This is a genomic window from Corynebacterium sp. c24Ua_83 (assembly GCF_039907245.1).
Taxonomy (GTDB): domain Bacteria; phylum Actinomycetota; class Actinomycetes; order Mycobacteriales; family Mycobacteriaceae; genus Corynebacterium.
In genome coordinates, this window is the sequence record NZ_JASBOI010000041.1 from 1 (window position 1) to 2793 (window position 2793).

Sequence of the window (2793 nt, forward strand, 5' to 3'; positions counted from 1 at the left end):
AATGCGACCGGGGAAGCCCAACGCATGTGGGCCTCGAGCATTCGCGTTTTAGCGCTTCAGCCCCGCGATCATGGTCTTCAAGTTGCTGCGCAGGAAATCCTCGTAGGTTCCCGCGACCGTGCCCGGCTTGCCGAGCTCATCGGAGTGCAGTGGCTCGTCGAAGATCGGAATCCCGGCCTCCTTCGAGACGGTCTTCATGGGGCGCGTATCCACGTTCGACTCCACGAACAGGTGCTTCGGGCGCTTGTCCTTCAGCTGGCGCACGAGGTGTCCGATCTGCGCGGGGGAGCCGTTTTCATCCGTGTCGATCTGCCAGATATACAGCTGCTCCATGCCGTAGGTGTCGACCATGTATTGGAAGGCATGTTCACTGGCCACGAGCACACGATCCTCCTTCGGCAGCGCACCGATCTGCTCGCGGTAGTCGGCGTCGATGCTCTCCAGCATGGCCTTGTACTCCGCCCCCTTCTCCTCGATGTGCTCGGCACGCTCGGGCAGGGCCTCGGCCAGCGCCGCGGTCACGTTCTCGGCCATCGCGATGCCGACGGTCGGGTCCAGGAAGGCGTGCGGGTTGATCTCCTGATTGCCCTTTTCGTCCTTGAGGTACTTCGGTTCCACGCCCTTGGTGGCCTCGACCATCTGGGAATCGTCCAGGCCCGCGGTGTTTTTCAGTTTCGCGAGCCAGCCGTGCTCACCGCCCTCGAGGTTCAGCCCGTTGTAGAACAGCAGGTCGGCGTCGCTCGTCGCATCCAGGTCCGCGGGCAGGGGGTCGTAGTCGTGCGGGTCCGTGCCGGTCGGCACGAGGTTATGGACGTCCACCGCCTCGCCGCCGATCTCCTCCACCAGGTCCGCCAGCAGCGTGAAGGTGGTGACGACGTTCAGCTGCTCACCGTCTGCCTTCTCCTCCGTCGAGAAGGTCACGGCCCCGAACACGAGGGCACCGCCCACCAGGAGGGCCAACAGCGCGGCCAGTGGCTTATTGCCCAGCGAGCGAGCAATCAGTCCCTTGCCTGGCGCGAAGAGGAAAGCCAGCAGGAACAGCGCGCTGGCGGTCAGCACGATCGTCACGCCGGAGGACACGTTGTAGCTATAGCTCAGGAACAGCCCCACTACGGAGCTGAGCGCCGAGATCGCCACTGAAAGCCCGATCATCACTCCCAGCCGGTTCGTCAGCAGGTACGCCGCCGACGCCGGAGTGATCAGCAGGGAGACCACCAGGATCACGCCCACCGTCTGCAGGGAAATGACCGTCACCAGCGTGAGCACCACCATCAGCCCGTAGTGGATTGCCCGCACGGGCACGCCAGCCGACTGCGCCATGACGGGGTCGAAGGTGCTGAGCTTGAGCTCCTTGTAAAAGACCAGCGTGAGAATCAGCACGGCAGCGGCAATACCGATCGAGAGGTTGCGGTCGGCGTCCTGAACGGTCAGGACGTTGCCGAAGAGGATCTCCGTCAGATCCGTCGCCGTCTGCGCTTTCGCCATGAGCAGCACGCCGATCGCGAAGAAGGTGGAAAAGACGATGCCGATCGCCGAATCGTTCTTCACAGTGGAGCGTTCGCTGATCAGCCCGATCGCCAGTGTGGCGAGTAGACCCGCGACCACCGCCCCGAGGAAGAGGTTCGTGCCGAGCAGGTAGGAGGCCGCGACCCCCGGTAGTACGGCGTGCGAGATGGCGTCGCCGATCAGGGCCATGCCGCGCAGCACGATGAAGCTGCCGACGATGCCGCAGGCCACGCCCACGATCACCGAGGTGATCAGCGCTTTTTGCAGGTAGCCGTGGCTGAGTAGTGAGTCGAGGAACTCCGCGATCATGCTGTCTCCTCCTGGAGGGCTGCCTGCCGTGGCGTGGGGTGGGCTGGTGCTGACGGCTCGCGGATGACGAGCGCGCCGAAGGCCTTCTGCAGCACGTCGGGGACGAAGACCTCCTCGGTGGGACCCGCCGCGACGAGCTCGCCGTTGAGGACGATGAGGTCGTTGTAGTAGCCGCGCACCGTGTTCATGTCGTGGTGCACGACGACGACGTGCTTGCCCGCGTCCGCCATCTGCCGCAGCAGGGTCACGATCGTCTTCTCGCTGGGGACGTCGATGCCGACGAAGGGCTCGTCCAGGAAGATGTACTCCGCGTCCTGGACGATGGCGCGGGCAAAGAGGACGCGCTGGAACTGTCCGCCCGAGAGTTCGCTGATGTGGCGGTGGCGAAAGTCCCACATGTCGACGTCCTTGAGAGCCTGGGTGGCTGCTTCGCGTTCGGCCTTGCCGGGGCGGTGGAAAAGACCCAGGCGCGGGTAAGTGCCCATCAGGACGGTGTCGAAGACGCTGGTGGGGAAGTTGCGGTCGAGGTCAGAGCGCTGCTCGATATAAGCGATTGCGCGGCGCTGCTCGGCGGGGGCCTTGCCGTCGAGGGTGACGGGGTAGCCGGCAGGGGCGCCGGTGGGGCCTGTGCCGTGGACGTTGTGTTTGTCCAGGATCTGGAGCATCGCCTTCATGAGGGTGGATTTGCCTGAGCCGTTGGGGCCGATGATGCCGTGCATGCCGGGGGAGTCGAGGGTGAAGCTGATGTTCCGAATCGCGGTGTTCGCGCCGTAGCTCACGCTCAAGTTCTGGACGCTAATACTCATGGCAGCCAAGAATAGTGCTCAGTTCAATGAATCACCAAGTTCAATGTATTGAACTTTGGGGTGGGGTGGTGTTGGGGGGTGTCCCTATGTTTTTGTCAAGTGCCAGACCGATGTTGACGAGCACAGTCTTGGGAGTAGTTTCTTAGGCGTGCCTAGGAGCCGGCCAGCGTGT

Annotated in this window: 2 protein-coding genes; both read right to left on the bottom strand. The window is 63.6% G+C overall.

The features are described 5' to 3' along the window. Positions 1-48: 48 nt before the first annotated feature. Complete coding sequence (locus QKE30_RS10725; protein ID WP_222865187.1) at positions 49-1815, bottom strand: iron chelate uptake ABC transporter family permease subunit; 1767 nt, start codon at positions 1813-1815, stop codon at positions 49-51. Further along, entirely contained in the window at positions 1812-2621 is an 810-nt protein-coding gene (locus tag QKE30_RS10730; RefSeq protein WP_035006260.1) for a metal ABC transporter ATP-binding protein, read from the bottom strand. Before QKE30_RS10730 ends, QKE30_RS10725 begins: the two co-directional genes overlap by 4 nt. Between the last annotated feature and the right edge of the window lie 172 nt (positions 2622-2793).